This is a genomic window from Microcystis sp. M_QC_C_20170808_M9Col (assembly GCF_007095495.1).
In the GTDB taxonomy this organism is placed as follows: Bacteria; Cyanobacteriota; Cyanobacteriia; order Cyanobacteriales; family Microcystaceae; genus Microcystis; species Microcystis aeruginosa.
Window position 1 is genome coordinate 1 of record NZ_SFBZ01000162.1, and the last position, 25,159, is coordinate 25,159.

The following is a 25,159-nucleotide window of genomic DNA, read 5'->3' on the forward strand; positions in this document are numbered from 1 at the left end:
CCGAAACTATCTATTTCTGTAATGGTCAATTCTTTAAAAGGAGTCTCTAGTCGTAGGTATGGACAAGCTGGATATCCTAAGCCATACGGGAAAGACGCTCTTTGGTCGCCCAGTTATTTCGTCTCTTCTGTAGGAGGTGCGCCACTGGAAGTTCTTAAGTCTTATATCAAAGATCAGGAAAAGCCGTCGTAAAACGACGGGGTTTTAACCCAAATTTTCGATAAGCGTCAGGCTAATATAGAAAAAGACGGCATAGATTTCGCCGACCTGGAAGCGATTTTTAGCGGGCCGATAATCGAGCGCGTGGATAACCGTCAGAATTACGGCGAAATTCGAGTGATTCTAGTGGGTACAATCGATAATATCGTTTTGGTGGTGGTTTATACATGGCGTGGCTCGGTTCGTCGAATAATTAGGGTTAGCTGAATAAATCTAAAAACCTTGTTGGGTAAGACTTTTAGACTTTTTGTCAATCAAAAAGTACCAGATATGGGAGTGGTCGGGGGGAAAATCCCTGGACTTTTTCCCTGCAGACCCTAATTAGTGCTAGGAGGGCTAACAACCGTGAACGAAGAACATATTACCAGAGTCACCCGCGAACAGTGGGCGAAGTTGAAAGGCAAAACAGACTGGAAGAAAGTTAAAGGGATGAGCGAGGCGGAAATTGCCAAAAACGCCCTAGAAGACCCCGATAATCCACCGCTGCCGGCTGATTTTTTCGATGAAGTCGTGGAATGCACCCCAGTTTCCTTGAATCCCTAACCCTCCGATTAGTAACTGGATTTGGGGATTTTATCGGGGGCTGTATTAGCTTAGACTAACACAGCCCAAAGTTACCGTTTAAATGTCCAAATCCGTAAGATTTAAACGCGGTCCGTGGGTTTCGATAAATTCCCGCCGGGGGGCAACTCGATCGCCCATAAGAATCGTAAATAATTCCTCAGCTTTGGCTGCATCTTCGATTTCCACCCGTTTTAAAGTGCGAGTTTCAGGATTCATGGTAGTATCCCAAAGTTGTTGGGGCATCATTTCTCCTAACCCTTTAAAACGTTGGATGGTGTAGTTAGCATTGGAGGGAAATTCCGCTATCTTTTGCTGTAATTCTCGATCGCTATAGCAGTAGGAATGATTTTTACCGCGTTCCAATTTATAGAGAGGAGGACAGGCGATATATACATAACCTTGGTCAATTAAATTCTTCTGATAACGATAGAAGAAAGTTAACAACAAAGTTCGGATGTGGGCGCCATCCACATCAGCGTCAGTCATTAAAACAATGCGATGATAGCGCAATTGTGAGGGGTCGAAATCTTCTCCTTTAATCCCTAAACCGAGGGCCGTAATTAAGGATTGAATTTCCGTATTTTTGTAGATTTTGGCATCATCGGTTTTTTCGATATTGAGGATTTTTCCCCGCAGAGGTAGAATCGCTTGAAAACGACGATCACGCCCCTGTTTGGCACTGTTATGGACGAAAACGCCGGAAGCAAGGGCAAAGTTATGGGTATGAGGAACCTCGATATCATAGACATCGAATCTTGTTTCTAATCGCTCGATCGCCACAACTCGATGATTGTAATTAGCCACCGCTTCTAAGGCTTTATTTTTATCACCATCAAAGTAGCGATCGCAGAAAGAATCAAATCGCAATATTGATTTATCCCGCGTCTGAAGCCGATATTTTTGATAAGCTTCCAAATCAATATAACCTCGATCGATCTCAATTTGCTTTAAGGTCGCTAGGGTTTTTTGATAGTAAGTTTTCTTGATTGTGTTAATTCCCTGCCAACGATTATACCCATCAGCGATCGCATGAGTGAACAACCAAGAATCGGAAGCGGGATTCCAGACCATTTCATAACCGCTAATGGTGATTCCGGGGTCATGAAGAGCGGACAATTTCCGATACAAAGGCATTAAAGCATCTTCTGGAGTTAAAGCCGCAGCAGGTTTATAGCTACCATCTCTTAACAGGAAAAGATGGTCAGGAGTACAAATAATCGCTTCACCATGATCGAGAGTAATTTTAATTACTTCTGCGTCTTTTTTGGTGATGCGGGCATTAATAACTCGTTCAACCCCGATCGTGCCATTGTCACGAATGGTATAACAAAAATGTTCCTTTCCTTGGGCTTGTTCGGTCACTAGCTGTTTAAAACTGAGGTTGCGTCCATCGACAAGGGCGATTTCTGTATCACCATGAAAACAACCGCCGGCGCTGTCCCCTTCAACGATGTAAATTTCTGACCTTTCTGGGTCTCTTTCGCTACAATCAGCCAATTTACCCGGTAAAGGTGAGGATTCCAGGACCGATTTCCGTCGTACTAAGTCCCGGGCCCGACGGGCCGCTTCCGCCGCTTTGTACGCTTGTACTGCTTTTTCGATAATCGTGTCGGCTACTTGGGGATTTTGTTCTAAGTATTCGTTGAGAGTTTCCCCCACCAGGGAATCAACAATACCCCGGACTTCGGTGTTACCCAATTTGGTCTTGGTTTGTCCCTCAAATTCCGGTTCGGGGACTTTGACGGAAATAACGGCGGTTAAACCCTCACGGACGTTTTCCCCCGCTAGATTAGGCTCGTTTTCTTTAATTTTATTGCGTTTACGAGCGACATTATTTAAAGTACGAGTCAGAACTGCCTTTAATCCTTCTAGATGGGTTCCCCCGTCAATGGTGCGGATATTATTAGCAAAACCGAGAATATTGTCGCTATAGGCATCTATACACCACTGAAACGCCACTTCGATATTAATTCCGTTCTTTTCCCCCGATACATAGATAATATCTTTGTGCAGGGTTTCTTTTTCCCGACACATATAGGCGACGTATTCTTTAATACCCCCCTCATAACAATAGGTTTCGATGTGGGGTTCTTCGGGACGGTAATCGCTAAAGGTGATTTTAACACCGGCATTTAAGTAGGCTAGTTCTCGTAAACGTCCGGAGAGGGTACTGTAATCAAATTCGATGCCTTGGCTAAAAATTTCGGTGTCCGGCAGGAAATTAACCCTAGTTCCCGTTTTTTCCTCTTGACTGGGACTGCTGACCAATTCTGTGACGGGGATACCTCTTTCGTAGCGTTGGGTATGTACTTTATGATCGCGCCAGACGGTGACATCGACCCATGCAGAAAGGGCATTAACGACGGAAATCCCGACTCCGTGTAACCCTCCCGACACTTTATAACCACCACTGCCAAATTTACCGCCAGCATGAAGTATAGTGAGAACGGTTTCGAGGGCAGATTTACCCGTGGTGGGGTGAACATCGGTGGGAATACCCCGGCCATCGTCGGTGACGCTGACGGAACCATCGGCCTTGATATCCACTTCGATATGAGTACAGTAACCCGCTAGGGCCTCATCGATCGAGTTGTCCACCACTTCATAGACTAAATGATGTAGTCCCCGCGGCCCAGTCGTACCGATATACATCCCCGGCCGCTTCCTGACTGGTTCTAACCCTTCGAGAACTTGTATCTGTTCCGCGCCGTAGTTACTTGTCATAAAATTTCCCTGAAAAGGCTGTGATCCCTGATTGAACCTAAATGAATGGCAAAATCTTCAAAAATTTTAGCACATAAGGGTTAAAGACTGCTTAAATGGCTTTAGGGAGAATTTTTTATTGGGGTTGGGGTGTGGGAGGTGGGGAAGTGGGGAAGTGGGGAAGTGGGGAAGTGGGGAAGTGGGGTGTGGGGTGTGGGGTGTGGGGAGAACAAAGCTGCCTTTTGCCTTTTGCCTTTTGCCTTTTGCCTTTTGCCTTTTGCCTTTTGCCTTTTGCCTTTTGCCTTTTGCCTTTTGCCTCTTTAAATAATGTCATCCTCAAATTTATAACCGACACCGACTACAGTTTTGATAAAGATCGGATTAGCAGGATCGGGTTCTACTTTTTTGCGTAAGCGTCGGATATGGGTATCTACTACCCTTTCATCGCCAAAAAAATCATTTCCCCAGAGATTATCGATTAATTGGGTGCGACTCCAGACGCGATTGGGATAACTGACAAAGGTAGCGAGTAGATTAAATTCTAAGGTGGTTAAATCGAGGGTTTCCTCCGGCATTCCTTCCAATTTACGAACAGCAGAATGTTGATCTAAGTCGATCAGAAAATGACGGCTGCGATGGAGTTGCTGGGGTTGACTATCGTGTCTTAAACTACGTCTTAATAATGCCCTTACGCGAGCGGTTAATTCCCGGGGACTAAAGGGTTTGACCATATAATCGTCGGCTCCCGTAGATAGACCGATAATGCGATCGATTTCTTCTCCCCTAGCCGTTAACATTAAGATATAGGGGTCTTTTGTCCCGGGTTTTTGGCGAATTCTAGCACACAATTCTAGTCCGTCTAATTCCGGTAACATTAAATCTAAAATAACTAATTCCGGTTGCTTTTGATAAAATAGTTCTAGTCCTACCCTACCATTATAAGCCAGATGACAAGTAAAGGACTCCCGCTCTAAAGTTTGCTGAATCAAATGGGCGATTTCAATTTCATCTTCGATAATAACGATATCCATAAGTAAGTAGTTATAATTTAATTGAAGATAGATTTTGCCTTTGATCCCCCCTGCCCCCCTTAATAAGGGGGGTGCGGATGCCCCCTGCTCCCCTTAATAAGGGGGAATCTGACAATTTTTAAAACCTACCTACTTAGGCATATTTTAACATATTAGCCATTCATTTCTTGCTCGGGGTTGAACATTGAAATAATTGTAATTTTTGCTCATTTTTTGGGGGGGAGAGTTGGCAACTCTCCCGACTTTGGTGGACTGGGAACTTTTCAAGGTAAAGCGACAAACTGCTCACCGGAGGGAGTTGATTGCACTTGAATTAACACCGGTTGACCGATGCGATCGCCAGTATTGGGATCAAAGCTAATTTTTCCGGTGGCCCCTGTTTGTTGAAAATTGCCGGAGCGCAGCCTGGACTGTAGGCCCTGACGTTGAGTATTTTCCCTTAAACCGGCAATAATCACCCGTGTAGCGTCAAAACTGGTGGCTGTGCGCCAACTAACTGGACCGCGCCACTGTTCCTGCATAAGATTGGCAAAAGTCTGGTTAACCGAGGGGTGCCAGGGTGCGGCAAGGGTTAAACCTTGGGCGTTTTTGCCGCCATCTTCGAGGGTGCGAATATTGTAGAGGGTGGGACTACTAAACAGAGGCAAACGCTGACGATTGGAGCGAATAACCTCAAAAACGGGATCGAGACGATCAACATGAGCGACGACAAATAGACCGTTAGCACCCCCAGAAATCGCCTGATTAAGAGCTTGATCGGCCTTAAAATTGGGGACACTCAGATCACAGACTATCGGCACAATTTGACCGCCTTTTTTCGCCACATTAGCCATCAACTCATCTTTAAAGGAAATATTATCAGGAGCTTGAGAATCGTAGCAAAAAGCAATTTTCTGGACTTTAGCAGTATTTACTATGTAATTTGCTAAGGTTTCCGTAATTTTGCCGTTAGAAGCCACGAGACGAAAGATATAATTTCCCGCACCGGAGAGATTATTAGCCAGGGAGGTGGGAGAAATCATCACCAAACCGCCTTTTTCGTAGATGGGAGCGGCGGCTAAACTGGCATCGGAGGCATTATGACCGATAACAGCGATAATATCAGGATTTTTGACTAATTCACCAGCTACCTCTTTCGATATCTGCGGCTGATTATCGTCATTAACCACGATAACCATCAGTTTTCTGCCGTTGATCCCTCCCTGTTGATTGATCTGGGTTTGTGCGCTGGCGACTCCTCGCAATATTTCCTGAGCGACGTTGGGATTAGTTGTAGCTGGCACAACAACGGCGATTTTAAAGGGATTTGAGCCAGTTTGCAGGTTGCTGAGATAAATTACGCTTTCGGGATCGTTGGGACGTTGAGCGAGGGATTTTTGCAGGAGTTGCTCTGCTTCTTGGTGATCACCTTGAGCAATGGCAGCGATCGCTGATTCTTTGGTGGTGTTAGAATTAGTTTTGATCAGGAGATGATTGCCGTAACTGATGCGGGGATTATTATCGGCTTTTGGGGCAAATATTGCCGAGATTTGGGGAAAAAGAAACCAACCGATCAACCCCAGTAAAACATAGGAAATTGGCGGTAAACCCGCTTTTTTGCTGGTCTTTGTCATCGCTTTACTCCTTAACTTTGCTGATTTAATTCGGCTAAACGGCGGTTAATTTCGTCATCAAGGCTTAAGAAATCGATTTCTTGAGCTAATTTCTCGCTATAGTTCTCGCTTAATTCACTATAGACGTTTTCTTTTCGATAACGGTCGTTAATCGCTTCATTGGCATCCTCAAAGCGATCGCGGGAGGTATTGAGGTTGAGACTACTATCAAATTCGTTTATTTTACCTAAAGCCTCATTCATGGAACTAATCGCTTTTAAGTTGCTCATTTCTAACTTATAATGCTCGATTTTTTCCTGCTCTTTGCGAAGTTTTTCCTTAGCAGCAATGACCACTTTTTCGGCATTATCAACCCGATCTTTCATGGCGGGTAGAATTTTTTCTAGGGAGATAACCTTAACCATAGCCAGTCTTGCCGCTTCTTGAAGACCTTTTTTTTGAGCGGTGACAGCCTGCTGCAAGTAGTTTGTGTGTTCCTGTTTTTTTGCCTCGTATTGTGCTTGGGCTGATTGCTGGGCCGCTACTACTTTCGCCACCGATTCTGTCAATTCCGCTAGGGATTTTTGCATCGATTCTAGGGATTCTCTGGCCGATTCTACGGCAATTTTGCCGCCGGATTCGATGGGAATACCCCACAACCAATTCCAGATCGCAACGAGAGAATTTCCTGCCTTATCACCGATCAGCCAAAAAATCAAGGCCTTTGGGGTTAATTTTTTTAACAATTTCATGCCGTTTGTCTCCTAGAGGTGTTACCTGTTAATTAGGAGTGATGGCCGACTTTGATGCAGTGGGTAAGGTTAATTTTTGTAAAAAGTCTTGACAAGGATAGGAAGGTTTAGACTGGACCGGCAGATTTAATGGGAGCGAGGGGGACAAATTGACCCTTTTTGACCTGTAGAATCAAGTAGCGGCGATCATCAGGATTATTGTTCATGTTGCGGACACCATTCTCATCGAATCTAACAGTGCCAGTCATTCCTTCGATAGAAAAATCGTTTCTTAAAACTTGATTTAATAATTCTCGATCGAATTTTTGTCCTTGTTGGTATAACTGTCGCAAAGCGGTGAGGATAACTTTGGTCGCATCGTAGGCCATGGGAGTGCGCCAAACATTGATCTTATTTTGCCAAAAACTGTGGATATAATTATCTTGTTTGAGATCATACCAAGGCACGGTGATAACTAAATTTTCTACTCCTTGTTTACCTTCTGCAAGGGTGAGATAACTTTGAAAGGTGGGGGAACCTAAAATCACTAAGTTTAACTGTTGTGCGGGACGTTGCTTAAAGATACTGACGGCTCTTTTCAGATCGTTAATATAGGGAGCAATCATGAGAATATTTACTTGGTATTGAGCGATTTTTTGATAAATTTTCTCTTGATCTAAATTATTTTTTGGTTCGATATTGCAGTCAAAATCTGCATCTTTAATGACTTTTTGAAACTGCTGACCGAGAAGAATGTTTCTATATTTTTGAGCGAAGTTATAATTATCCCCAGAGCGATTATCGTAACAAATTAAATTAGTGGGGTTTTGGATAATTAGCTTGTCAGTTTGTTTGCGGATGTATTCACTTAAGGTTGTGGCAAAAGTTTCCAGATCGGGAACCATCTTATACACATAGCCATTACCGGAGATTTTCGGGGAAAAGCTGGTGGGAGATAGGGCAACAATTTTCCCTTGTACATAGATATCTTTGGCCGCTTCACTAGCAGCAGAAGCATTATGACCAACCACTGCTAAGATTGACGGATCTTTAACAAATTTTTCGGCTCGATCTTTGGCATCTACGGGGCTATTATTATCATTAGCGACCACTACCTGTAGAAAGTGAAAATCGGGGTTTTTGGCCTGTTCATCGTTTAACTCCTCTTGGAATAAAGCAATACCTCGTAAAATTTCCTGAGCAGTTTCTGGATTATTACCAAGCGGAACACTGGTGGCAATTTTTAAGGGATTTCTGTCTTGATAGGCCGCACGAGCGTTATTATAATAGATGCGAATCTCTGGATTATTGGGCAAGCGATCAAGGGATTGTTTAAAAAGCTGAATTGCTTGTTTATATTCTTGGTTTTTAAAAGCTTGTCTTCCCCGTTCAATACTGTTATCTTGTCGGTTTGTCTTTAATAATATTTCTTCACCTAAGCTAATTTCTGGGTATTTACTAGCATCATAGGAAAATACTCCTCCCCAATATAAAACTGATAAAGTTACCAGAATACTTAAAATAAATAACAGAGCTTGTTTCCAGCGACTAGATAGACGTAAAGGCCAACTTTGCTCATAACTATTTTGGTGATTTTCCTCCGTATTTTCAGGGGGTAAAGGTAAAATTAACGGTGGTTCTTCAGGATTTTCTATCAAACGAGGCAGTAAAGAAGAACTAGCAGCATCCTTCTCAAATTCATGTAATCTTAATTCTTGTCGAGCGCTTGTTAAGGATTCCTGTAGGGATTTATGTTCAAGAAAATTGGGAAGAAAAACTTCTAGAAATCTCAAAGCAACCCGCACAGCGATGGGTTCTTTCATAACAATAATATGGGGTACTCCGATATTAGCCAACTGACGACCGATACCTAACCCATCGCAGGAGTTACAGATAACAAGTTTTAAGCCTTTTTTAACAGCTATTTCTAGGGAATTTCTTAAATTATGTTCAGGAGATAAAGCCGTATCATTATCAATGATAAAAACTCCATCATGTCCGTCGCTAGTGGTTTGACTATGACCTAAATAAACTACAATATCCCATGGATTTTTGATCAACTCATTCTGAATATTTTTCGGTGAAAGAGGAACTTTTAAACCTGGACTTAATATTTTGTGAATATTTTTCGGTGAAAGAGTATCTTTTAAACCTGGACTTAATATATGCAGAGAAACCTTATCTTGGTTTCCTAGTAACGTTTGCAAACTGGATAAACACAGGGAATTATGCTCGTTTTCGATGTCAATATTGCCCAAAATTACTAAAACCTTAATCGGAGGAGTAAGGTTAATTATCGGAGGATTTCTCTGGATAGTAAGAGCAATTTCCACATCATTCCACCAATCCCGTAAAAAATTCCAACACTCCCAGGGAATTTGTTGTAAATCAAAGTGGGTAGTTTGGATAAAAAATCTTACTTCTGACTCAGTACCTATATGGAACAAGATACGATTTTGTATCGAACTCAGAGAACTGGAATTTAGCCATTCATTTAAGCTATCTTTTAAAGTTTGAGTGGCTTTTCTGAGGTTGTCTCTAGGATCACCTACCGCTGCATGGGTGATCATACTATGAGGAACGGTAATTCCTAAACTGGGTTGACTTTCTACCCAATGATAATAAGCTCGACGATAATTTTGCAAAGCGGCAGCAATGTCAAGGTTAGGGACTAATTTCCCGTCAGCAAAAGGTGCTATCAAGAGATGATTGTCACGAATTTCTAGAGTGACGGAAAATCCCGTTTCAAAACTGCCATCACCAATTTTCAGAATCACAACTCTGCTCATGTCTTTACCCTTGACATTTTCTGCTATCTCTATTAAATCCTAAACTGTTCGGTAATGCTACTGTCCCCTAAACTTAGGTTAACATTAAAGCGATCGTCGGCATCAGCTAGAAAATAAAGCTGTAGATAGCTATCTAAGGGTTTCTCCCTTGCTATTGCTTCTAAACCGGGGATTAATTGGCCTATTTCATCGCTAATTTGCAAAGATAAACCGGGGGGTAGCTTGGCAAAATTGTCCATGGCATAGGCACGAATTAAGACAGCAATTCTCTGGTCACTGGTCGATAAAACTCCCACCATTAAAGCGATTTTATAACCCATTAATTGACTACCCACATCGAGCATTTTACGGATAGCAGCATTAGGATAATGAGGATCGATATTCCAGAGATATTCGGCCGCTTGCCAGCGAATAGTTTCATCTTGGGTTTGATGTTGCAGTTTTGCTAAAGCTTCCTGTGGGGTTAAATGTTCCGAAAATTCCACCTCTTTTTGACTAGCATACAGTTGTCTAATTTCTCGCTGAATATCTGTCGGAGATTCTCGGCCGCTGATTTTTTCAGCAGCCAACAAAAACCCTGGATTAATTGGACGATAATTGTCGAGAGTGTTGAGGATTTCCTGCCATTTCTCTGTAATAATTCCCTGCAACCATTGACTAAGTTTAGTGGGGATTACCTCTAAACGCTGCTGATAAAGTTTTTCTCGCCATTGTTGATTATTTAACAAAGCTAACCACTGCTGAAAACTAATATCTAATCTCGGAGAATAGGGTGAAACTTGACCTAACTTTTTAATTAAATTTTCTGCTGTTGCTGGCGATAAATTTGCTAAAGATTCCAGTTTTTCTTGTTCACTCTCTCCCTCTAAACAACTCTGCCAAAGAATATCTAAATCATCAATAATTTGCTCACTGTCCAAATAATATTGATGGTAAATTGGATCGTATTCTGCGAGATTTTTAACATCTTTTCTGGATATAAAACCCCAGATATTGAGAAATTTTTCTGCTAAATCTACCTGCACCCCTAGATAAAAATCGGCCGCTAAATCGGGAATATCAACCCATTCTTGCTCTATTGTCAATCCCTCAATGTCAATAGCTTGACTGGGAATAGTGGTAACTTTTTTATCTTCAATTTGCCAAGTAAACCCGTTAATAAACTCCCAAAGATACTGATGGTTTTCAGGTATTATTTGAAGGGAACAATCAAGATTATCTTTCAGCCAATTGCTTAGGCATATTTGCACTAAGTAATTAATCAAAGCCTGATTTTTGGCGGTTTGATTAGAGTATTGACCGAGAATCGATCGAGCTTGTTTAATCTCTGTTTCCGAAAAAGTTAGCCAAAGGGATTTCGGGTTAATTTGTTGCAAAATATCGAGGTTGACTTTCATGGTATCTCCTAACAGATTAGATTTGAGTTAAGTAGGACTGACAAAAATATTCCAGATAAGCATCGATCTCTTGTTTTTGCCGAGATTGTAATTTAATCTCATTTAACAAAATAGGACAATCTTTGCCTTCCCTTGCACAGAGTAGCTGATAAATTTTTTTACATAATTGGGTTATTTCTCGACTAATAGTAGATGAGTGAACTCCCAATCGATTAGCGATCTGTGCTTGCGTCATCTTTTGATGATAGTAACAATATACAATCTGTTTAACTTCATCCTCAAGAGTGATTAATAACTTATTAATATCTTCCTGGATTTCTTGCTGTTGTAGTAAATCTTTACTTGGCTTCTTGCTGGGGATATTTTCCCAAAAGTAATTGCTATTATCGTCATAATTAGTAGGCTCAAATTTAGAGTAAGGAGGATCGATATGATTACGCATTATCTCCCCTATTTGATTGAGTTTTGCTTGCACTTCCTCAACGGTGAGAATAACTTGCGGTTGTAACTGCCGTAGGCGATCGATTACCTGTTGCCAATCCTCCTCTTGCCACTTATCCAATGATCTAAGAGAAGCTTTTTTAACCTCTCGAAAACAGTTAAATATTAGCAGATGATTCTCGGTAAAGATACCCGATGTTCGTAAAACTTTTTGAATTTTATTCGCACTAAAAAGACTGACTATACCGAGATTAGTCCTGCCAATCGTTTTATACTCTCCTCGCAGAAAATTATAGAGAGTATTTCTTAATTTTTTATCTGTCCATTTTTCTAAGATTAAGCGAAAAAATCCCGGTTTGGTCTTGTTATCCTGAAAGTTACCGTAAAAATTGCGAGGATTGTTGGTGATTGCCGTAGAAAGCAAATTCAGCAAATAGTAGAATAGGGTTTCATAATCAGCATCGATCCGATGACCGACATTTTGATAAACCCTTTGAGTTACCATACAGGAGCGATATTGTAAGAAAACCATCCAATGGGACTTGAGTAATTGGTTATTAGGATCATTCTGTAACCATTGCCACAGATAAAAATACACCGCTTCATCATCGGCCACGCTTCCAGCGATCGCATCGATCGATTTTCTTAATTGTGGCACTTCACACCAGAAAACTCGATCGCCTTCAATGGTCTTAATAGTAGTACAAAAGCACCTAATGCTCATCTCTATCACCGGCTACAGGTATCTGCTATCTGATTAGGTAAAAACCGAGGATTTTCTGCAAGAGTAGCAAATAAATTGAGCGATTGCCTTGCCAAGCGCACCTCTTTCTCTGACAATAGATGAGAGACTGATGAGAAACTATCAGTTATAGTGAGACAGCCTTAGCAAACCAGTACAAGACTCATAAATTCACTCTGAGCTGCCACAAATAGCCGTCATATCAACTTCTAGGACAAAAATTAGGAATGCGAGTAACTTTTACCGAAAATCAGGGTTTTAGAAAGGAATTGAATAAACGGGTTGATGCTTATTTTACCGAAAACGGCATCCCCACCAGAGATAATTTGGCCATGTACCTGAAGACGATCACGATTTTAACTTGGGTAATTGCCGCTTGGCTATTTGTACTTTTTGGTCCGGATATCTGGTGGCTAAAAATTATCGGTTGTCTGGTTTTAGGAGGAGGATTAGCAGGAATCGGTTTTAGCATTGGTCATGATGCAAACCATGGCGGCTATTCTAGTAAAAAATGGGTTAATTCTCTCCTTGGCATGACCTACGATTATATCATCGGTACTTCCAGTTATCTCTGGCGTTTTCGTCATAATTATCTCCATCATACCTACACCAATGTTTTAGGGTACGATGTGGAAATTCACGGCGATGGTATCGTGCGAATGACTCCCCATGCCGAGCATAAATGGTATCATCGTTATCAACATTTATTTATCCCGATTCTCTACGCTATAATTCCTATCTATTGGTCATTCTCCGATGTGCGCTCTATTCTCTTTGGTCATCGTTTTGGCGAGATTAAAATTCCTAATCCTAAACCGATCGATCTATTCGTTTTATTGAGCGGAAAAGTTGTTTATCTCTTTTGGTTTATTGGCATTCCTCTCTTAGTTGGTTATAGTCCCCTAGAAATAGCGATCGGTTTTCTCATTGCTTTTATGACCTATGGAGTGCTTGCCTGTCATGTATTTATGTTAGCTCACGTTTTGGAACCCGCCGAATTTATTCAACCCTCGGCAGCTAACCAAATCGAAGACGAATGGGCAATCTTTCAAGTGCGAACTACCGTAGATTTTGCTCCTAAAAATGCCTTTTTAAATTGGTATTTAGGGGGATTAAATTATCAAGTTGTTCACCATCTTTTCCCGCAAATTTGCCATATTCACTACCCCAAAATTGCCCCAATCTTAGCGGAAGTTTGCCAAGAATTTGGCGTTAATTATGCCGTTTATCCCACCCTGCGAGGTGCTTTAGCTTATAATTATCGTTGGCTCAGACAATTAGGCAATAAACAAAGTAATTTCGATCTCAAATTAGCCAGCTAAAATCAGGAGTCAGGAGCCGGGAGACAGGAGGCAGGAGTTGAGAGTTGGAGTTTTAGGGAGTTGGAGTTTTAGGGTTTTGGGGTATTAGTTGAAATTTCCCCACTTCCCCACTTCCCCACACCCTACACCCTACACCCTACACCCCACACCCTACACCCCACACCCTACACCCCACTTCCCCACTTCCCTAACAAAAATGAACCTACCCAACTCGATTACCCTATCGCGACTCTTGGGACTGCCATTAATTTTATACTGGTTGCACCAAGGCACAGAAATCGATCGCTGGTTAAGTTTAATTATCTTTCTGATTGCTGCCAGCACCGATTGGCTCGATGGTTATCTAGCGCGAAAATTCAATCAAATCACCGAATTAGGGAAATTTCTCGATCCTTTGGTCGATAAATTGCTGGTTCTCGCTCCCCTCTTAGCTCTGATTGAAATGGATTTAATTGCTGCTTGGGGAGTATTTTTGATTCTCGCTCGCGAATTAGCGATCGCTGGTTGGCGCATTAATCCGAATTTAACAGGAAATAGCGACATAAAAGGGGCTAATTGGTGGGGAAAAAGCAAAACAGTCAGCCAAATTGTCGCTATCGCTCTCTTAATTGCTCCCTTGCCTTCTGAATATAACTTAATTTCTCAGATTGCCTTTTGGCTATCAGTAGCATTAACTTTAATTTCTGGCGTGATTTATATCACACCCAGCCGAAAATTAACCCAAAATTGATAAAAACTTGACTATTAGCAATAATTCAGGAAACAAACCAAGAGAAAAAGGTTGGATTTTTTTCTGGGTGTGTAATAATCGAGTAGAGTATTGTCAAACTCTTCAAATTCAAACATATCATTCAAAGAAAAAACTATGGCCACTGACACTATTACCGTATCTTTTGAAAAAGCCACCATGGGCGCTAGTTTCACGGTTGGTCAACATAACACAGTTGCCAAGTTCTTGGAAGCCAATCCTAATGCCCCTATTTCCCTGCCGACAACACCCGGGGGTACATATAATCTCACTTCCATTGGCGTTTTCCTTGACGGCACTACGGTTTGGAGATTATTCAACGGAACGACTGGTAATGTTACCTCAACCCTTTCCGGGTACAACACAGCCTATTCTAAGAACTTTGACCTGGCAGCAGCTACCAATACCTTTGTTAGATCTACGGTTGGCGGCACTCATCAACTAAAAATCAACGTCACCAACGATCCTTTTTACACGAAAGCCGCAGGTACGACACCAATAAATTTGGACTCTATGCCCATCGACGGTGAAACTACGATCGCACCACTCTCCAACATGGCTCCCTATTTCATTACAGGTAGTATGTTCAACGATTTCATAGGGGGTGGACCTGATAAGGATACCCTCATCGGTGGTAGTGGTGACGATAACCTAAATGGTGGTAGTGGTGACGATAACCTAATCGGTGGCGATGGAAACGATACCCTAACTGGTGTATCGGGAAACGATACCCTAATCGGTGGCAATGGTAATGATCTCCTGGGTAGTGGCGATGGAAACGATAGCCTCAATGGTGGCGATGGAAACGATACCCTAAACGGTGGTCCGGGAACTGATACCCTAACCGGCGGCGCTGGTGCTGACCGTTTTGCTTTCAGTAGTTCTACCCACGGCATTGACACCATCACCGATTTTAACCCCGCTGTTGGTGAGGATATTATCAACGTTACTAGATCTGGTTTCGGCGGTTCTACTGCTTTACCGAGTCTCGGTGCTTTGACTACTGCACAATTCCTGTCTGGTGCGGGAGCTACCAGCGCCACTACTACAGCGCAAAGATTTATCTATAACACCACTGATGGTGCTTTACGGTTTGACGTAGATGGTACTGGTGTCACTGCTGCGGTTCAAATCGCAACCCTCAGTAACTTTGCAGCTATCACCAATACTAATATTGTTGTTATCTAATCTATCCCTGTCCATCCACTGCGGTGGGTCGGGCAATTGTGGATTTTTTGGGGAAAATTAAGCCACTAGAAATGATCGGTAAGGGTGTGTTAGCCTTAGCTAAGACACCCTTATTACTTTAAAGCAGTTATCTTAATAGTGAGGTACAAAGTCTCTGGTTTTAGGGAACTCTGGAATAGGCAACGGGAAAAGTAGCTAGTAGTATTGGGATTAGTTTTGTGTAGTGATTAACTGACGGTGATAATCGCCCCATAACCGGGCTGCCTGTTGACTACTGCCGGAAGTGGGAGAATTATTATCATTACCTAACCAAATACCTGTCACCCAGTCGCGCCGGGGAAGATAGCCGATAAACCAGAGATCCACATAATTATTAGTAGTTCCCGTTTTACCCGCTTCTCCCATGCCAATACTGGCAGCGCCTCCTGTACCATTAGTTATCACCCCCCGCAATAAACTATTCATCGTTTCGGCGGTTTTAGGGGAGATTACCTGCTGATTTCTATCGCTATCGTCGCCATAGTCATAAATAACCCGACAGGTACTCAAATCCTCCACATTTTTACAGTCGGAAGCGTCGAGAATGCGTTTAATGGCGTGGGGACGATTCCAGCGCCCGCCATGGTCAAAAACCCCATAAGCGCCGGTCATTTCCAAGACATTTACCTCGCTTTGCCCTAAAATTAGCCCCGGTACGGGATTTAAAGGTGATTTGACCCCCAAACGTTCCGCCACATTGACCACATTACTTAATCCTGCCTCGCGAGCAATGCGAAGGGCGACGCTATTTTCCGATCGCGCTAAACCTTGAAACATATTGACCCCCCCGCTACTACGTTCACAGGGAGAATAGGCTTGTCCTTGCCAAGAGAGTCCAGCGCAGGTATAGGTTTTATAGGGCGATATTCCCTTTTCTAGGGCGGCAGTATAAGCAAATACCTTAAAAGTGGAACCGGGTTGACGTTTAGCTTGGACAGCGCGGTTAAATTGGCTTTTTTGATAATCAACTCCCCCGACTAAAGCGAGAATTTCCCCGGTTTGACTGTTTAGGGTAACTAAAGCCCCTTGGGAGTATCGATAGCGGGGTCCTTGCTTTAGGACATTATTTTTTAAACTTTTTTCTGCGATCGCTTGCAGCCGGCGGTCTAAACTGGTTTCAACGATAAAATTGCCCTCTTTAGCCACTTCTTCGCCTAAAAGGTCTTGTAATTCCTGGAAAACGTAACTATAAAAATATGGTGCAATCGTACTAGATAGGGATTTTTTGGCTTGGGGACTGATTTCAATGCGAGATCTGCGGGCGCTGGCCGCCGCTTCTGGGGAAATCATGCCTAATTGGGCCATGCGATCGATGACACGATTGCGTAATTGTACGGAAGTGTCGTAATCTTGAATGGGATTAAATCGATTCGGGGCGGGTAACATAGCCACAAGAGTAGCAGCCTCGGAGATATCTAAATCTCTAGCGGATTTATCGAAATAAAAGCGGGCCGCATCTTCAAAACCGTAACCGGCCAGACCGAGATAAACTCGATTGAGATAGGTTTTGAGAATTGTATCCTTACTATAGACCGCTTCTAATTGTAGGGCGACCACAGCCTCCCGGAGTTTGCGATCGGCAGTATTTTGGCGACCGACTTCGGGGAATAAACTACGCGCTAACTGTTGAGTCAGGGTGCTGGCCCCTTGACGAATGCCTTGACCTTGCCAATTAATCATAACAGCCCGGACAATCCCCAAAGGATCAACGCCAAAATGCCAGTAAAAACGACTATCTTCGGAAGCGACAACCGCCTGGGGCAGATAGGGAGAAAAATCGCCCAGATTATCTAATTCTCGGTGAGTTTCCTGTCGAATGGGATTGAGGGGAGTTTGACCATCCCTAGGGTAAACCACCACCGGACCGCTCACCCCGGAAGGGAGTGGATAAACATTAACTTTGCGACTTTCCCAGATAACCGCTAAAACTAATAAACCGAAAATACCACCCGCACCATAGAAACCATAGCGCAAAAGTCGCGCCCACAGGGGAGGGGGACAGTAATAGGAGATGGTGACACAATTGGCTAAGTCTGGGGGGGCCAGGGTAAAGCTATCACCATGACGCAGGGAAACGCTTTTGAGACGACGTTTACCCATATAAACCCCGTTGGTGGAGTTTTCATCTGTGAGCAGGAAATTATGGGGATTTTTCGGGTCACGCTGCAGGGAACAATGAATCTGACTCACCACAGTGTTACGGATAGTAATATCACAGGAACTGGAACTACGACCCAACAAATAGCGATCGCCGATAAGGGGATATTTGCTTTCCCCGCTGCCATTCTCGTTTTTAAGGCGTAATTCGGGAACTCTCGCCCCTTTTTTGAGATTTACCGCCTGAAAATTCACCTTTCCTTGCAATTTCTGCACGGCAACGGTGACAAGTTGACTAATTTGGGTTTTCGGCGACTGCTTAGACATAGTTTTTATCAGTTATCAGCTTCTGAAGGCAATAGGCAATAGGGGAAGTGGGGAAGTTGGGAAGTGGGGAATTTCAACTAAAACCCCAACACCCTAACACCCCCCGCAACGCGCACGCAGTGACCACCCTAACACCCCAACACCCTAAAACCCTAACACCCCATCTCCCCAATTCCCAATTCCCAATTCATACCCAATATCCCTAAATTGACATTTTAGCCTCTAAAGCTTTGAGGTATTCCGTATTGACTCCCGACTCGCGAATCAGAGCAATTTTACCGGTACGGGCCACCTCGCGAACGCCAAATTTATTCAGCATCTGCATAATCGCCACCATTTTACCCGGATCCCCTACCACTTCGATGGTCAGGGTTTCCTCAGAAATATCCACAATCCGCGCCCGGAATACCTGCGCTAATTCGATCACTTCGGCCCGGCGCTCGGCGGTAGCATTAACTTTAATCAGCATTAATTCCCTTTCCACACAGGGGGTTTGGGTGATATCCTGCACCTTGAGGACGTTAATTAATTTGTACAGTTGTTTGGTTAACTGTTCGATGCTGTCCTCGTCCCCTGGTACTACCATCGTAATCCGAGAAACTCCCATCTGTTCGGCAGGACCCACGGCCAGACTTTCAATATTAAAGCCGCGACGGGCGAATAATCCAGCAATACGGGTTAAGACTCCCGCTTCATCTTCAACTAATACGGATAATGTGTGTTTCATGGCGCTCTATCTACACAACCTAGATTTCCCCATTTTGACACTCCCCGCGCTAAAGCGACGGGGATTCTTGGTTCCAAGAGATTACTTGCTTAGACAGAATTACTTCTGAAAAAGTAGAGGTATTCTCTCCCCAAGCGTTCATCGGGTCTAGCCCAAAAGTTCCCGTATGCCCTACGGTACTTAACCCTTTTTTAAGGATATTAATAGCGGCGTTTTCATCCCTATCTAAAACACACCCACACTTACACTGATGGGTTCTAGTCGATAAAGATTTTTTAACAACTTCACCACAGTTTGAACAGTTTTGGCTTGTATAGTTCGGTGGGACAGCAATCGTTATCTTGCCGAATTTAACCCCAAAATACTCCAGCCATTCTCGAAACTGATACCAGGCCGCATCATTGATCGATTTAGCTAAACAATGATTCTTGACTAAGTTCTTAATTCTTAAATCGACCTGGGCTATCACATCTAAGAAGCGAACTACGCACCTTGCTAACTTTACAGCAAAGTCTTTACGTTGCCTACTTATTTTAAGATGAGCCTTAGCCAATCTTTGTCTAGCTTTTTGACGATTTTTACTTCCCTTTTTCTTTTTAGATAATCGTCTTTGAAGTCGTTTTAATCTTTTCTCGGACTTTTTTAAAAATTTAGGATTGTCAACTTTATTACCTTCATGATCAGTATAAAAAGAAGCTAATCCCACATCTATTCCGATACACTTACCTGATGGTTTAACATCCTCTTTTACTTCACAAGAGAGAACAAATTGACAATAATAGCCGTCAGCACGTTTAATAAGCCTAACTCGTTTAATGTCAGACTGCTGAAAGTATCCTAAGTCCCAAGTCCCTTTTAGTTTAAGTGTTCCAATCTCCTTTTTATCACTGAAATGAATGGTTTTAGGGTTAAGAAGCTTCCATCCTGTTGTTTTGTATTCAACCGAGCGGGAAAACTTTTTAAACTGAGGATAGCCTTTCTTTCCGATTACCTTCTGCTTACAGTTGTCAAAGAAACGGGAAATAGAAGACCATGCCCTTTCAGCCGATGCTTGCCTTGCTTGAGAATTTAATTGACTAGCAAATTTAAAGTCATGGGACAAAACTCGACAATAAGCTGATAGATCATACTTATTTACACCTTTGTTGTCCATCCAATACTTTAAGCATTTATTACGGATGAATTGAGCGGTGCGGATAGCATCGTCTATAGCCTGATACTGTTTTAATTTAGCCTCAACTTTAAACTCTAGGACAAACATTTACTCTAAAATTTTAAGAATAAACTTATTTTAACACATTAAATATTAAACTGACAACCCATCACCTAAAAGCCGCCCTCTGCTACGCGGGCATGGCGGGGAACCTTAAACCCAAGTTTTCGGTAAGACAGGAGACAAGGCCGGAACAGTTTGTCTTCTCTGAGGGATTCAGGTAGAAACCTCTACTCTGTCAAATTAAATCCACTCTTCTTCATCCGCTTTGTTTACCTCCCGATCTTCGTTTTCATCCTGAGCAGGGGGCGTAATAATCCGATAATTGACATCGTAAACTTGATCGGCCTTTTCCCCGCGAGTCTGTTTGGCCGTGCGGTAACTATAGGAATAAACCGAGCCAGTTTGAGAACTGTCCTGTGGGGGCTTGACAAAATTCGCTTTTTCCCCATCAGCAACCCTAGGCGGGAATTCTTCCCGATCCTGAATGGTAGTCGGTTTTTCGGGGGGTGCATCAAAATTCCAATCATCACCGCTATCTCTTTCCCAATCGTTACCCAGTGGAGAAGCGGCGCGATCTTGAATATAGGTAGGTCGGGGAGATGGGGGTGGGACTTGAGGATTATTGGCTATAGGAGGGGAAGCTTTTGGGGCGGCCAAAGGACGACCAAAACTATAGAGAAATTGCAGGGTGAAACCACTGATAATTCCCGCTAGGGTGAAAAGTAACACCCAGACCGCTAGGGGCAGTTTTACCGTCATAATACCGCCAAAAAAGACCAAAGTGATCACCCCCAGATTCTGCCAGATCAGTAATCCGCCTACAGCGATCGCAAATAAGACCATAATCCAGCCCATTTTTACCTCCCTTGATTCAGTGATCAGTAAACAGTGATCAGTAAACAGTGATCAGTAAACAGTGATCAGTAAACAGTAAACAGGTATAAAGATAAAGATAACTAACTAACTAATTAACTTAAAACTTACATCTGATAACTGATAACTTACCCACTGATAACTGATAACTGATAACTGATAACTGTCAATGTCCTTGCCAGCGATTAATGGCCACACAATCGATATCTAACTGATCGAGGGTACGAGCGATGACAAAATCGACCAAATCCTCGATCGATTGGGGATGGTGATACCATGCCGGTATTGCTGGCACGATTCTAACGCCCGCCTCGGCTAAAGTGGTTAAATTACGCAGATGAATTAAACTAAAAGGGGTTTCTCGCGGCACTAAAACCAATTTTCTGCCCTCCTTCATCTGCACATCGGCCGCCCTTTCTAGCAAATCGGAACTTAATCCCCCCGCTAATTTGGCCACTGTACTCATGCTACAGGGAATAATTACCATACCAAGGGTGCGATAGGAACCACTGGCGATCGTTGCCCCCACATCGCCCCAACGATGACAGCGTAATTTTCCCCCTTCCATCACCCCGCATTGGCCGCGCCAAAATTGTTCTTGCAGCTCTGGTTCTGGAGGCATCCGCACATTATCTTCTGCTTGCCAGACAGTGTAAGCTGATTTGGAGGCCACTAGATCGATCGTGTAGTCGGCTAAAAGTAGATATTTGAGAGTACGGACGGCATAAATCAGCCCTGATGCCCCCGTAACGCCCAAAATTAGCGGTTTAGATAATTCCTTCAAGCTCTAATTCCTCGATCAATTGTAATCCTCTCGGGTCGCCCACTTTTAATAAAGCACCCCTGGCATCTTCCTTGACACCTAAATCCTCATCTTCCACCAAGGCCTCGATCAAAGCATCGATCGCCGTGGCATAAATCACATTTAAGGGCAATTCTCGGCATAATTGACCGATCGACCAAGCGCAATTACTCCGCACCGCCGCGATTAAATCTCGACGCAATCCTTCAATTAAAGGCGGCAAGACGGTGATGATATCTTCATAATTGACCTTGGCAATCTGGGCCAAACTACTGGCAGCCCATAATCGCACCGCCGAAATATCAGTTTTGAGAGCATGAACCAAAGGCTCGATCGCTCTGCGATCACCACAGTTACCTAGGGCCCAAACTACCCCTTTTCTGACGTAACCATTCCAATCTCTGGCCAGTAGCTCGATTAAAGGCTCCACAGCGCTAAGACTGGGATTTCTGCCCAAAGCGTAGGCGACACTGACACGCACTAGGGGACAGACATCGCTTAACATCTCTAGTAAAGGAGCGATCGCTCTTTCGTCACGCAATTCACAAAAGGCGCGGGCCGCGATCATTCTCTCGCTCAGATGAGCAGAAGTAAGCAATAAGAGCATTTCCTCTGGATCGGGGGGGATTTCCGCTGCTAGGTCCGGATCGCTCCCATCGAGAGGATTATTTAAGGAGTTGTTAGAGTCTAGGATTTCATTATCGTACATACTTGTTAGATTATCTTAATCCGTGACCGCTTACGTCAAGCCAAAAATCAAAAAGTAGTTGCTGGTTGGGGAGACTTATCAGTTATCAGTTATCAGTTATCAGTTATCAGTGAACTGAAGATCCAAATCCGAGCGAAGATAGGCAGCCCGTATCATCACTGATAAGCTAAGACGCATTCTCACCGCCTATTCTTGCATTTACAAAACCTAGCAGACTAGAAAGTAAATACAGGGCAGATTTTCGTGTTTTTCCGATGCCAAGACGCGGATTTGAACCGCGGACACGAGGATTTTCAGTCCTCTGCTCTACCAACTGAGCTATCTCGGCGTTTTTTTTGTCCTTTCTCAATATAGCACGCCCTCGAAATAATTGCAAGGTTTTTTTCTAAAAAGTTTTCTGCTCGACTAGATTGGCAAGGTGAGGGTAAAAGTGGTGACAGCGTTGGCACTGGTGACATCAATGGTGGCATTCAGGGGTTTAATCAGTTTGCGGACTAAAGCTAAACCTAAACCAGTACCACTGTAGCGCCAGGGATCGTGGTTAGGAATGCGATAAAAAGGGGCAAATATTCTTGATAATTCCTCTGGGGCGATTTCTACACCCCCATTGCTCACAATAATTAATATTTGCTCCCCCGCACGCGAGACATTTACCCTAATTATTCCTCGTTCTGGGGTATATTTAGAAGCATTGGTCAGTAATTCCGCTATGATGCGCTCAATATGACACAGACTGGTGTTAATCTCAGGTATATCCCCATCTATATCTAAAATTAACTGCTGTTGTCGCTCACGGGTGAGATGACGAAAAGGTTCCACTAATAAGGGTAGCCAAGAAAGTAAGTCGATTGTTTCGATCGCCGGGGGTTCGCTTTCCGCATCCAGATAGGTTAACGTCAACAGATCATTAACTAACTTACTCTGACGCTGAGATTCAATGTTAAGAATTTGCAACAGTTGACCGATCGAATCCTGTGGATCGATCTCGATCCCTTGATATTCTAGGAGACTTTCCAGGGTTTCCACCGCTAGACGAATGCTGGTAATCGGGGTTCGCAGTTCATGGGAAAGGGTTTTCAGGAATTCGCTTTTTAATCTTTCCAGTTTTTCTAGTTCCCTCACTTGTGCTTGGGAAGATTCGTAAAGTCGCGCCTGTCGAATAGCGATCGCACATTCGGCGGCAATATGTTGAATCAAATTAGTTTCTAAGGAGTTAAAAATCTGATTAGCTGGTCGAATTAGCCAAAGATTGCCCAAAAAACCCTGATCGTCAAAGATAGGACAAGCACAACGGTTAACACGACCAATTTGCGGATTACCAAGGGGAAGACGATCAACAAATTGTAAAATTTCTTTGTGCAGCAGCGGTTGATATATTTCGGGAAAATCGCTAATTTGACGGGTAATTCCCTGACAGATAAGCTTTTGAGTGGTATATTCGTGGACAATAGTGGCTTGACTGCGACTGGTATCGTAAAGCTCAATTTGGGCGCGTTCTACGGGTAAAACCTGGACTAATTCCCTAGTGGTGGTTTGCAGAATATGATTTTCATCGAGACTATCGCGAATTTTTTCGGTAATCCGTCCGATTAATGCTTCATACTTCAAACTCATCTGCAATTCGGCGGTTCTTTGCTGAACCTCCGATTCTAGGGCAGTATTCAAGCATTTTACCCGTTGGTGCAGTTCTGCTTGTTGAATGGCAATTCCCACTTGAATGGCTAATTGTTTGAGCAGATCGATTTCTTGGGATTGCCAAGAGCGAGTTTTTTGGCAATTTTGGGCAATTAGTAACCCCCAGAGTTGGTTATCGCAGATAATCGGCACCACCAAGTTAGCCTGTACTTGCAAAGAAGTAAGTAAGTTGCGATAACAGGGATCAAGTCCCGAATTATGGACATTTTCAATAACTTGAATTCTCCCGCGACGATAATTTTCCAGACGTTCTGAGGATAAATTAAAACAGGGATCCTGTATCCTGTTTCCTAAGACAGAATTAATCCTCGCAGTATGGGATTCCACCACAATCATGCCACTATGATCGGGGAATAAACGATAAATTAACACTCGATCGCAGTTGAGAAATTGTCGCACTTCTTTAACAGTTCTTTGCAAAATGCGATCAAGATCCAACGATTGCCGGATTCTTTCCTGCATTACCCCCAGTAGTTGTTCTCGTTCTGCTTGTAATCTTAAAGCTTCTTCGGCCTGTTTGCGTTCGGTGATATTGGTACTGGTTCCCACTAAACGATAGATGCGCGCATTGTTATCCCGTAGGGGTGTTAAAGTTGTTAGCCACCAGTAGGGTATATTTTGAAAAGGTAAATACTGTTCGTAGGAAATAGTCGTTCCGTAACGTACACAATCACTATAGTGTTGCCGCACACTACGCGCATCATCGGGGGGAAGGATTTGTTCGGGAGTTTTGCCTTTAATATCTGATGAGCGCAGTCCTGTCCAGCGTTCATGAACGGGGTTGGCCCCCACATAGCGAAAATCTCTATTTTCCAGCACGTCCACCACAAAAATCGACGCTTGCACGGAATTAAATATACTACGCAGAAACTGCTCGGAATCCTCCTCTTGTAGCTGTCCATCTAACTCGGTATCGATTGCTGATGGCTGCTTTTCCATAAGAGCCTCCTATTGTGCTAATTGGTGGATTTGGATCGATAATCACAAAATCGTTGGCTACTCCTAGAGCGATTTAATTATTTTTTAAGATTCTCGCACGAATTTTCCTATCCGCTGCCGATTTCGATATATTTCTTTGCAAAAACGAGAAAGCAACCCCAATATACTGAGATCGCTTATCAGTTATCAGTTATCAGTGACCAGTTATCAGTGATCAGGTTTAAGTTTTAAGTTAAGTAGCTGGTTATAATTAAATTAAAAATGGATT

At 43.1% G+C, this 25,159-nt stretch carries 20 protein-coding genes and 1 tRNA gene; 6 read left to right on the forward strand and 15 right to left on the reverse strand.

Going from position 1 to position 25,159, the window contains the following annotated elements; translation table 11 throughout:
• From EWV68_RS09510 to EWV68_RS09520, 3 genes are all read left to right on the forward strand, one after another.
• Positions 1-192: transposase (locus tag EWV68_RS09510; RefSeq protein WP_287169606.1), on the forward strand; the 192-nt coding region annotated here is incomplete at its 5' end.
• An 84-nt stretch (positions 193-276) separates the two neighbouring features.
• Positions 277-426, forward strand: coding sequence for a BrnT family toxin (locus EWV68_RS09515; protein ID WP_287169633.1), 150 nt, complete (start codon positions 277-279; stop codon positions 424-426).
• A 138-nt stretch (positions 427-564) separates the two neighbouring features.
• On the forward strand, positions 565-762 hold the full coding sequence (locus EWV68_RS09520) for a hypothetical protein (protein ID WP_041804248.1): 198 nt from the start codon (positions 565-567) through the stop codon (positions 760-762).
• Positions 763-840: 78 nt separating this feature from the next.
• Here the strand turns inward: EWV68_RS09520 and gyrB are convergent, their stop codons facing one another.
• The 7 genes from gyrB to EWV68_RS09555 all read right to left on the reverse strand — a co-directional run bounded on the left by gyrB (position 841) and on the right by EWV68_RS09555 (position 12,191).
• Positions 841-3,507: a DNA topoisomerase (ATP-hydrolyzing) subunit B gene (gene gyrB, locus EWV68_RS09525; protein WP_287169607.1), complete on the reverse strand. Its 2,667-nt coding sequence runs from the start codon at positions 3,505-3,507 to the stop codon at positions 841-843.
• Between the two features lie 299 nt (positions 3,508-3,806).
• Positions 3,807-4,517 (reverse strand): response regulator transcription factor, encoded by a 711-nt coding sequence (locus EWV68_RS09530; protein WP_061430969.1) that lies wholly within the window; start codon positions 4,515-4,517, stop codon positions 3,807-3,809.
• 263 nt (positions 4,518-4,780) lie between these two features.
• Positions 4,781-6,130 (reverse strand): ABC transporter substrate-binding protein, encoded by a 1,350-nt coding sequence (locus EWV68_RS09535; RefSeq protein ID WP_287169608.1) that lies wholly within the window; start codon positions 6,128-6,130, stop codon positions 4,781-4,783.
• A gap of 11 nt (positions 6,131-6,141) precedes the next feature.
• Positions 6,142-6,861, reverse strand: a complete 720-nt coding sequence (locus EWV68_RS09540; protein ID WP_287169609.1) for a PspA/IM30 family protein — start codon at positions 6,859-6,861, stop codon at positions 6,142-6,144.
• 107 nt (positions 6,862-6,968) lie between these two features.
• Positions 6,969-9,629 (reverse strand): ABC transporter substrate-binding protein, encoded by a 2,661-nt coding sequence (locus tag EWV68_RS09545; RefSeq protein ID WP_287169610.1) that lies wholly within the window; start codon positions 9,627-9,629, stop codon positions 6,969-6,971.
• A gap of 32 nt (positions 9,630-9,661) precedes the next feature.
• Positions 9,662-11,026: a DUF1822 family protein gene (locus EWV68_RS09550; protein WP_287169612.1), complete on the reverse strand. Its 1,365-nt coding sequence runs from the start codon at positions 11,024-11,026 to the stop codon at positions 9,662-9,664.
• A 16-nt stretch (positions 11,027-11,042) separates the two neighbouring features.
• Entirely contained in the window at positions 11,043-12,191 is a 1,149-nt protein-coding gene (locus tag EWV68_RS09555) for a sigma factor-like helix-turn-helix DNA-binding protein (RefSeq protein WP_287169614.1), read from the reverse strand.
• A gap of 245 nt (positions 12,192-12,436) precedes the next feature.
• On the opposite strand from EWV68_RS09555, the gene EWV68_RS09560 reads away from it, so the two are divergent.
• The 3 genes from EWV68_RS09560 to EWV68_RS09570 all read left to right on the forward strand — a co-directional run bounded on the left by EWV68_RS09560 (position 12,437) and on the right by EWV68_RS09570 (position 15,467).
• Positions 12,437-13,531 carry a fatty acid desaturase family protein gene (locus tag EWV68_RS09560; protein ID WP_287169615.1) on the forward strand — a complete coding sequence of 365 codons (1,095 nt, stop codon included), beginning with the start codon at positions 12,437-12,439 and terminating at the stop codon, positions 13,529-13,531.
• Between the two features lie 196 nt (positions 13,532-13,727).
• On the forward strand, positions 13,728-14,261 hold the full coding sequence (gene pgsA, locus EWV68_RS09565) for a CDP-diacylglycerol--glycerol-3-phosphate 3-phosphatidyltransferase (RefSeq protein ID WP_061430962.1): 534 nt from the start codon (positions 13,728-13,730) through the stop codon (positions 14,259-14,261).
• Positions 14,262-14,396: 135 nt separating this feature from the next.
• The gene (locus tag EWV68_RS09570) at positions 14,397-15,467 is read left to right on the forward strand and encodes a calcium-binding protein (protein WP_287169616.1); all 1,071 of its coding nucleotides are present in this window, start codon (positions 14,397-14,399) and stop codon (positions 15,465-15,467) included.
• Positions 15,468-15,677: 210 nt separating this feature from the next.
• Here the strand turns inward: EWV68_RS09570 and EWV68_RS09575 are convergent, their stop codons facing one another.
• From EWV68_RS09575 to EWV68_RS09610, 8 genes are all read right to left on the reverse strand, one after another.
• Complete coding sequence (locus EWV68_RS09575) at positions 15,678-17,930, reverse strand: PBP1A family penicillin-binding protein (protein WP_287169618.1); 2,253 nt, start codon at positions 17,928-17,930, stop codon at positions 15,678-15,680.
• A 202-nt stretch (positions 17,931-18,132) separates the two neighbouring features.
• Positions 18,133-18,657 (reverse strand): acetolactate synthase small subunit, encoded by a 525-nt coding sequence (ilvN, locus tag EWV68_RS09580; protein WP_002732118.1) that lies wholly within the window; start codon positions 18,655-18,657, stop codon positions 18,133-18,135.
• Between the two features lie 49 nt (positions 18,658-18,706).
• A complete protein-coding gene (locus tag EWV68_RS09585; RefSeq protein ID WP_061430958.1) occupies positions 18,707-19,918 on the reverse strand; it encodes an RNA-guided endonuclease InsQ/TnpB family protein in 1,212 nt (403 codons plus the stop codon).
• A gap of 195 nt (positions 19,919-20,113) precedes the next feature.
• Positions 20,114-20,728, reverse strand: a complete 615-nt coding sequence (locus EWV68_RS09590) for a LapA family protein (RefSeq protein ID WP_287169620.1) — start codon at positions 20,726-20,728, stop codon at positions 20,114-20,116.
• A gap of 184 nt (positions 20,729-20,912) precedes the next feature.
• Positions 20,913-21,530, reverse strand: coding sequence for a flavin prenyltransferase UbiX (locus EWV68_RS09595; protein WP_190722355.1), 618 nt, complete (start codon positions 21,528-21,530; stop codon positions 20,913-20,915).
• Positions 21,514-22,257: a HEAT repeat domain-containing protein gene (locus EWV68_RS09600; protein WP_287169622.1), complete on the reverse strand. Its 744-nt coding sequence runs from the start codon at positions 22,255-22,257 to the stop codon at positions 21,514-21,516. The genes EWV68_RS09595 and EWV68_RS09600 overlap by 17 nt, the downstream gene beginning before the upstream one ends.
• A 255-nt stretch (positions 22,258-22,512) precedes the next feature.
• Positions 22,513-22,585: transfer RNA gene (locus tag EWV68_RS09605), tRNA-Phe, on the reverse strand.
• 77 nt (positions 22,586-22,662) lie between these two features.
• Positions 22,663-24,891, reverse strand: coding sequence for a sensor histidine kinase (locus tag EWV68_RS09610; protein ID WP_287169624.1), 2,229 nt, complete (start codon positions 24,889-24,891; stop codon positions 22,663-22,665).
• Positions 24,892-25,159: the final 268 nt, after the last annotated feature.